This window comes from Streptomyces sp. SID3343 (genome assembly GCF_009865215.1).
In the GTDB taxonomy this organism is placed as follows: domain Bacteria; phylum Actinomycetota; class Actinomycetes; order Streptomycetales; family Streptomycetaceae; genus Embleya.
In genome coordinates this window covers 1-7,477 of sequence record NZ_WWJX01001467.1, presented here as the reverse complement: position 1 = coordinate 7,477, position 7,477 = coordinate 1, and the positions used below count along the sequence as shown (strand labels likewise).

10 protein-coding genes are annotated in these 7,477 nt (G+C 69.2%); 5 read left to right on the top strand and 5 right to left on the bottom strand.

From position 1 onward, the window contains the following. Positions 1-1,112: S8 family serine peptidase (locus tag GT354_RS46610; protein ID WP_161363700.1), on the bottom strand; the 1,112-nt coding region annotated here is incomplete at its 3' end. Positions 1,113-1,632: 520 nt separating this feature from the next. On the opposite strand from GT354_RS46610, the gene GT354_RS46605 reads away from it, so the two are divergent. Further along, a complete protein-coding gene (locus tag GT354_RS46605; RefSeq protein WP_161363697.1) occupies positions 1,633-1,911 on the top strand; it encodes a hypothetical protein in 279 nt (92 codons plus the stop codon). A 317-nt stretch (positions 1,912-2,228) separates the two neighbouring features. After that, positions 2,229-2,669: a hypothetical protein gene (locus tag GT354_RS53120; protein WP_202513072.1), complete on the top strand. Its 441-nt coding sequence runs from the start codon at positions 2,229-2,231 to the stop codon at positions 2,667-2,669. Positions 2,670-3,079: 410 nt separating this feature from the next. Here the strand turns inward: GT354_RS53120 and GT354_RS46595 are convergent, their stop codons facing one another. Next, positions 3,080-3,613 carry an EF-hand domain-containing protein gene (locus GT354_RS46595; protein WP_161363695.1) on the bottom strand — a complete coding sequence of 178 codons (534 nt, stop codon included), beginning with the start codon at positions 3,611-3,613 and terminating at the stop codon, positions 3,080-3,082. A gap of 111 nt (positions 3,614-3,724) precedes the next feature. Between GT354_RS46595 and GT354_RS46590 the strand changes: the two genes are divergently transcribed. Further along, the gene (locus GT354_RS46590; protein WP_161363693.1) at positions 3,725-4,042 is read left to right on the top strand and encodes a hypothetical protein; all 318 of its coding nucleotides are present in this window, start codon (positions 3,725-3,727) and stop codon (positions 4,040-4,042) included. Between the two features lie 19 nt (positions 4,043-4,061). Further along, positions 4,062-4,892, top strand: a complete 831-nt coding sequence (locus tag GT354_RS46585) for an SAM-dependent methyltransferase (RefSeq protein ID WP_161363691.1) — start codon at positions 4,062-4,064, stop codon at positions 4,890-4,892. On the opposite strand, the gene GT354_RS46580 is transcribed toward GT354_RS46585, so the two are convergent. Further along, positions 4,865-5,044, bottom strand: coding sequence for a hypothetical protein (locus GT354_RS46580; protein WP_161363689.1), 180 nt, complete (start codon positions 5,042-5,044; stop codon positions 4,865-4,867). The two genes, GT354_RS46585 and GT354_RS46580, sit on opposite strands and share 28 nt — an antisense overlap. A gap of 64 nt (positions 5,045-5,108) precedes the next feature. On the opposite strand from GT354_RS46580, the gene GT354_RS46575 reads away from it, so the two are divergent. Further along, positions 5,109-5,858, top strand: a complete 750-nt coding sequence (locus GT354_RS46575; protein ID WP_161363687.1) for a hypothetical protein — start codon at positions 5,109-5,111, stop codon at positions 5,856-5,858. Between the two features lie 101 nt (positions 5,859-5,959). Here the strand turns inward: GT354_RS46575 and GT354_RS46570 are convergent, their stop codons facing one another. Continuing rightward, positions 5,960-6,892 carry an aminoglycoside phosphotransferase family protein gene (locus GT354_RS46570; RefSeq protein ID WP_161363685.1) on the bottom strand — a complete coding sequence of 311 codons (933 nt, stop codon included), beginning with the start codon at positions 6,890-6,892 and terminating at the stop codon, positions 5,960-5,962. 113 nt (positions 6,893-7,005) lie between these two features. Further along, positions 7,006-7,477: IS3 family transposase (locus GT354_RS46565; RefSeq protein ID WP_161356313.1), on the bottom strand; the 472-nt coding region annotated here is incomplete at its 5' end.

Genomic DNA, 7,477 nt, shown 5'->3' with positions numbered 1-7,477 from the left:
GCCGGGTTCCGCAGAGCGCCGGGGCCCAGCGGCCCAACGGCGGACCGGTCGGTGCCGGATGCGTCGAGCCGGTCCGAGGCGGGGGGCTCACTGAGGCGGTTGAGGTCCCATAGGCGCTTCCGGTACGCGACCATGTCCACGTATGCGTGGTGCGGCTGCCACTGGCCGTTGCTCCGCATGAAGGCGGTGAGGGTGTACCAGGTGCGCATTTGTACCCCGATGTACTTTACGTCTTGCCAGATGAGGTAGACGGAAGGGTAGAGGCCGTTGTGTTCGATGACGGCCCAGTTCTTGGCGTGGTTGAGGCTGTCGGCCCAGGCCGAGTAGTCGTCGTGGGAGGTGATGGGACTGCCTCCGAGTGCCATCAGGACGGTATCCCGGGTGGCGGACGTGCATGCGGCGGGGACGTCCGACCCGGGGCCGGAGATGGAGATCCACGATCCGGCGACCGCGGTGGTCGACGGCGAGCCCTGACGATCGAGTGAGGACACCCCCAGCACACCGGGGTAGACCGCCGGGTAGACCGGTGAACGCCCGGAGAACTCGGGCGTGTTGCCGCCGGCGGCGACCAGCAGCTTCCCTTTGGTCTGCGCGTAGGCGACGGCGTCCGCCATTTGGGGTGCCGACGTGCTGACGCCGATCGAGAGATTGATGATCCTGGCCGAGGAGTCCGCGGCCCGTCGGATCCCGTCGATGACTTTGTCCAGATTCTGGATTCCGTCGTACAGAGCCGAGTTGTACGGAAGGATTTTGGCGTCCGGAGCGATACCGTACGCGCCCTGGCCGTTGCCGGAGCGGCCCAGCCCGGCGATGAGGCCGGCCATCATCGTTCCGTGGCCGTCCTTGTCCGTCGAGGCGTTGAGCCCGGGCAGGACCTGACCGGCCAGGTCGGGGTGCGTGGCGTCGACACCGGTGTCGATCACGGCCACCGTGATGCCGTTGCCCCGCGACACCTTCCACGCCTCGTCGATCTTCCACGCGTCCGGATACCACTGAGCGGCTCGGACCGAGTCCGCCCGTGCCGGCGACGCGGCCCCTACCACGCCGAGGGCAGTTGTGATCAGGGCCGGCGCGAGGGCGGCGGGACGGATGGTCTGTCGACGACCACGCAAGGTGGTGCCCCTTCTCCGAGGGGTGACGTCTGATCGGTCGTCAAAGCGCGGAGGTGACCGCGCGAGTGCCAACCGTAGCGGCCGTGGCCGACGGCCGCCGGCATCCGGGAGTGGAAATCCGGTTGCGTGATTGGGAGTTCGCGTGGGTGGGCGGTTGGTGTCCACGCGGTCTGCTGAGGTGGGCGCTCGCTTGGTCCGTCCCCTATCCGGTCCGGATCGACGGCTGCGCGACCTACACCGCCCGTCTGTGGCGCGCTCGGACACGTCGGCAGATGCCCAACCCGTGGCCCCTGCGGGACTCCACGCTCGCGACGACGACTTCGGGAAAGGCCGGGTCGGCAACAACTCTCCCGGGGCCCGCTGGGCCAGTGGGCTGATCCGCTCCGAACGACTCGCGCGGGCCGCAGGTCGCGGCGTTCGCCCTGGCCGCTGCCGCGGCCGCCTGCACACGCCGGCGGTGGTCGGAAGAGCCGAACAGGCTCGACGGCGGCGCGTCGTTCCCCCGCGCCGTGTCGAGGACGTGATCACCGACATGGAGCGCATCCTGACCGTCCTGACGCTGGACATTCCCGCAGTCCGCACGGTGGCCGTCACGCTGCTCCTCGACACCGAGCACGACGACGACTTCCTTCCGCGCGCAACGAGACCTGTTCGCGGCGTGGCGGGCCGCCGGCATCGGTCGGTGACAACTTGGGAAATGGTGAATGACATCGGGGAGCCCCGACAGCAATCTCGGTTCTCGACCGGTCCGGACATCCGCGCTGCAACCGTTGGTTGGTGGTGGAGTGCCCGGGCGTAATCCGGGGGCAGAATGGGGCGGGAGTAGGGCACACTTCGCCCGGTGAGCGTGATGTGCCCCGTGTTGAGGATGGACGCTCCTGCCGACGACTTCGCCTTCTGGCCCGTCGCCGAGACGGAGCCCTTCGGCTACCTTCCGCTCGGCGCTGGACTCTCGGCGGCGCAGGTCGGGACGGCGATGATGCGCATCGTCGGCTGCAACACCGTCGGCCCCGACCCGGAGGAGGGCTTTCCGTCCTCACCGGCCGACCCGCTCGGAACCTTCCTGCACGGCACGCCGACCTCCGAGTACCTCATCGTGGGCGGGGCCTGCGCGTCGTGGACCGTTCCACGAACGTCACGTTGCTGCCCGGCTGTTGCTGCGGGCTGGAGGACTGGCATGAGTGGTGGGAGGTCGCCGACGGCGGTGAGGACCGGCCCCGGCTCGGCCACGATCCACGACCCACCACAGAGCGTTTCGGCGACACCGTCCGACTCACCCTCGACTCCGGGGCACGCGACAGCCCGACGATCGAGCTGTCCGCCGCGGAACTGGGGCACCTGCTCCTGGGCGTCGAGCAGGACCTCGCCGACTTCACCGCGCTCACGGCCCGCTGGGCGTCCCGACACCTTCCCGACCACACCGTCCCCATCGCGGCCGCACTCTCCCGCCTGCTCGATCTGCCGTCGCCGGCCTGCCGTAACAGGCAGACGATCGGCCGGCTCCGTCAACGCACAAGCTTGCCAAGGTCCTGCGCCCGCACGCGGACGCCGACGTGATCCTCCTCGACGAGGCCGCCCGTCACCTCGCCGGCCACCGTTCCACCCGCAGGGGCGCCATGAAGTGACCGGTAGGCGCCCCAGCGCGGTACCGGCCGCCCTGGGCATGCGGGCACTGGCCGAGTACCCGGGGGATCCGAGTCCAGCGAATCAGGTAAGCAACGAACGGCACAGTGCTCGCCGATGCCTTCGCCCTCGACTGCACTGTTGGCTCCGAGTGGCCGTCGCACGCCGTTGCCGGACGCCTTGGTGCAGGCCGTAACGCGACCCCACGTCCTTGCGCGAGTCCCCGCCACCACCTGGCGCGGGCACTCGCCGAACGGCCCGGAACCGGGGCCGAGCGCCGGAGGTTGTCGGGGCAACCGATGCGTGTGTCGCCGAGTGGCATCGCCCAGGCCCAGGCCCAGGGGTCAGGCGGCGGGGATGGCCACCAGGCAGTCGCCCGGGATCCCGGCCAGATGCGGCGCGTAGTAGTCCTCGATGCCGGCGGCCCACGTCGCCACGGTGATGCGGTCGTCGGCGTCGGGGTCGAAGGCGTCGAAGAGCGCGTGGATGTTCGCCTCCTCGAAGCCGATCGCCCTCATCAGCGAGACGAAGAGCGGGCGCTCGATCAGACCGTCCCCGTCGGGGTCGCCGAGTACGGAGAGCGCCTCGGCGAACTCGGTGACGGTGGGACCGAAGCGCTCCGGGTCGAGCACGAATGGGCGGAACTCGGCAACGGTGATCACGCCGTCGTCATCGGCGTCGAGTTCGGTGGCCAAGGTCGTCCAGTAGCGGCGGAACGCGTCCCGAATGGCAGCCTTGGCATCGTCGTCCGATGCGACCGCCGCCTCCAGGACACGATCCGTCATGAGATCGAAGTCGTCGGATTCGACGACTCCGTCGGCATTGGCGTCGAAGAGGGAGAAGACCAGTTCGACCCGTTGGGCGGCCTCGGTTCGCATCTGCGTCACCTGTCTTTCACGGCCCATCGGTCCCGGGCCTCCATGTGTGCTCCTGCGTAACGGCGATGGGGGGAGAACGTAACGGGCGGACGCACGCCGCCACCGGAAAGAGTGAGTGCGCCGGCCGTCGGCCCGGGCGCTCGACGAGCCCAACGGGTCGAGGGATTCGACGCGTTCGATGATCTCCGTGCGGTGGTCTCGGTGCTCGCGACCGACGTGGCCCTGACGATGGACGTGATCCGGTCGCTCGGCGGCGTCCGGGTGCAGCGAGCGCGGATCCGGGTCTGGGGCGACAACCCCGAGATGGGGACCGGCGTCTTCGCGGATTCGATCGGATCGGATCGGATGGATCCGTTTCGATCGCGGTCGGGCGCGGCAGGGCATGGTGTGGTGGGACAGATTCTCGTTCCCGTGCGGGTGGGGGCGTGACCGAGATCAGGGGGCCGGTATGGACGCGCGGGATCGATCGTGGGACGACGAGCGGGCGGACACGCCCGAGATCAATGTGCGCGTGGCGCATTCGGCGCGGATGTACGACTACTACCTGGGTGGGAAGACGAACTTCGACGCGGACAGGGAGGCGGCGGCGAACGCCTTGCGGGCGTTCCCCTCGTTGTTCACCACCGCCCGGGAGAATCGGGGTTTTCTCCTGCGTGTCGTAGCCGAGTTGGCGCGGCGTGGGGTGCGGCAGTTCCTCGACATCGGGACCGGCATTCCCGTCGAGGGGCGCAACACGCACGACGCGGCGCAGGCGGTGGCGCCGGAGTCGCGGGTGGTCTACGTGGACAACGATCCGATCGTGTTGGCGCATGCCCGGGCCTTGTTGACCGGTGATCCGCGGGGTGCGACCGCCTACATACAGGCGGATCTGCGTGCTCCGGAGAGCATCTGGGCGGATCCGGCGTTGCGGGCGACGGTGGACTTCACGGAGCCGATCGCGGTGTTGTTGATAGCGATCATGCATTTCGTGCCCGACGAGCAGGATCCGCACGGGGTCTTGGCGCGGCTGACCGGGCCGTTGCCTGCGGGGAGTTTCCTGGCGTTGTCGCACGTGACGCACGATTTCGATCCGGTGGGTTGGGCGAAGCTGGTGTCCGCCTATCAAGAGGCGGGGATCCCTGCCCAGCCCCGGACGGGCGGGGAGATCGAGGGCCTGTTCCCCTGGCCTGTTCTCGCGCCGGGTGTCATCTCCGTCGCGCAATGGAATGCGCCGGTGGGCGGGAGTGTGCCCGGGGCCGCCGAGGTCTCGTGTTACGGCGGGATGGCCCGCAAACCGTGAGACCCCGACGGCGCGCGGGCGAACGCCTCGCGCACCGTGTCCCGGGCCACCTCCCTGCTCGCGGTCTGCAGGTACACGTAGTCGTACCAAGGCGCGGCGTACAGCGCGTGGAACGCCTGGAAGCTCAGGCGCGACGATTCGGACGTGCTCATGGCCCGACCTCCGCACGCCCTCGATCCCCCCGATGCGGTCGATCATTCGCTCCGCCGGCGAACTGTGCGCGCGTGCCTCGTGGGTCGGGTCGGCCCGCTGTGGTGTCGCCTGGACGTACACCTGCTGGGTACCGACGCTCGGGTGCGTCTGGAAGGTGTGCCGACGTCGTCGTGGCGCGAGATCGAAACCGTGCGGCGCATGGCACACCGCGCGGAGGGGACGGTCGCACCCTTCACCCATCCGACACTCACTCCCGGGGAGATCGCCTTCCGCAAGGCATACCCACGCGCCCTCGAACGCGCCCGGGAGACCGCCTTCCTGGGCAGCGCGCTGCTGCGCCGCCTGATGATCTTCCGCAACGCGTCGGGGTGGCACGATCTGGCCGGCCACCACCAGCATCGGACCACGTTCGCGTTTCGCATGACCTTCGGTCGAGGCAAAACCGGATCTCGTCATCGGGATCTCGTCCGCGCGCTGACCGACCCCCTGTTCGGTATCGCGCTGGTACATCACGGGCTCCACGGGCTCCGCCCGGACGGCGACGACTGTCGATTCGTCCTGGACGCCGTCGCGCCCGTCGAGGCGCGGGTCGACCTGCAGTTCATGACCGTCGAGGACTGCGCGGTCCGCCGCGCCGTGGACGCCCTGCGCTCGACCGGGTGCCCTCAGGCCGACATCGACCGTTACGCCACCGTCGCGGCGGACACACGCTGTCACCACCCGGCCGGACACCACTCGGACATCACGGAGTTCCTGCGGGACGTCGCCGGGGGCCGCCGCGAGGAACGCGATGCCGCGATGTCCGCGATGTGAGGGTCCGGGTCGAGCGCGAAGTTGGAAGGCTGGGCGGGGGAAGCCCGAACAGCCCAACCCGAGCAGGACGGCTCTGCCGTACCGGCACGTGCCGGTTGATTCTATGAGCGGCGGGTCAAAACCTCGGCCAAGTGGTCGATCAAGGCGGTGAGACGGGTGAGTTCCGGTCCGGTGCGCGCCCGGCGGAATCCGTGGCGGCGCCCGGAGAACGCGGCTTGGACGGCGCGGAGTTGCGCCCACTGCCGCGCGCGTTCGCGGTCCAGGCCGGCCGCCTCCACGAAGATGTCGAGGGCCCGGTGGGCGGCCCTGCTCAGGTCGCCCACGTCCCGAAAAGTCGGTACCCGTGACTTGAGGAACGTGCCGGCGTCGTAGGCCGGGTCCCCCACCAAGCCTTTCGGGTCGACGGCAAGCCAAGGTTCACGCTCCGCCCGCAGAACGTTGCCGGCGTGGAGGTCGCCGTGGACCATCAACTCCGGTTGATCGAAACCCAGTTCGCGGGCGGTGGCCAGGGCGGCGGCCACCACGTGCGGAGCGAGCGTGTGTGCCGACTCCCGGGCGTCGGCGCGCAGCCGGCTCTCCCACGCCGCGGCCCGCTCGCGCAGGCGGGGCAGGCCGGGTGGAGCGGGAACCGCGAGTCGGCGGTTGAGCCCTCCGGCGACCGCGGCGACCTCGTCACCGTCGTCGACCTGCGCCAGGGTCGTCGATCGCGCGCGTTCCAGCAGCATCGCGAAATGATCGTCATCGCGCTCGTACAGCACGACGGCGCCGTACCCGCGCCACGCCGCGAGGGCGTCCGGCTCGTGGACGTTGCCGGGGTGGGGGAACGACACCTTGAGTACCGCCGGGTCTCCGGTCCGGCGGCGCACCGGGACGACCAGACCGACGCCACCGTGCAGTGCCTCGCCGTCGGGGACACACGCCCAGCGCGCGAGCAGGTCTTCGACCAGGGCCGGGAGTTCGGCGAGCCACGTCCGTGCTCGGTCGCCCTCGCGCCCGAGGGTGGTCCGGGCGAATGTCTCCGGTGTACCGCTCACCCGGGCATCGTACGCGCACGTCCGCGGCCGAGACCGCAGTCGCGCCGGGTCCGGGTGGATCCTCGCCGTGTGAGGAGCCCCGCGTTTTCCGGACAGGTTAATTGCTGTCTTTGTTATGCCACGAGTTTCAATTCCCGCTTGGGATGCAGGACTTCGTGGGGTGTGCGATAGCCGAGTCCCGAGTGGAGGCGTCGGCGGTTGTAGAATCCTTCGATGTATCGGACGACTTCGCCGCGTGCTTTCGCGTGTGTGGTGAAGACGTATCGGTGGAGCCATTCGTTCTTCAGGGCTCCGAAGAACGACTCGGCCATGGCGTTGTCCCAGCAGACGCCGGTGCGGCCGACGGATTGCCTCATTCGGTGCCCTGCGAGCACCGTCGCGAACTCTTCGGAGGTGTAGTTGCTGCCTCGATCGGAGTGGAAGACGGCATCCGGTTCGATGCGTATCCGTTTCGCGGCCATGTCCAGGGCCGACGATATCAGGGAGGTCTTGAAGTGGTCGGCCATGGCCCAACCGACAACTGCTTTGCTGTGGCAGTCGATGACCGTGGCCAGGTAGAGAAATCCTTCCCACGTGGGGATGTAG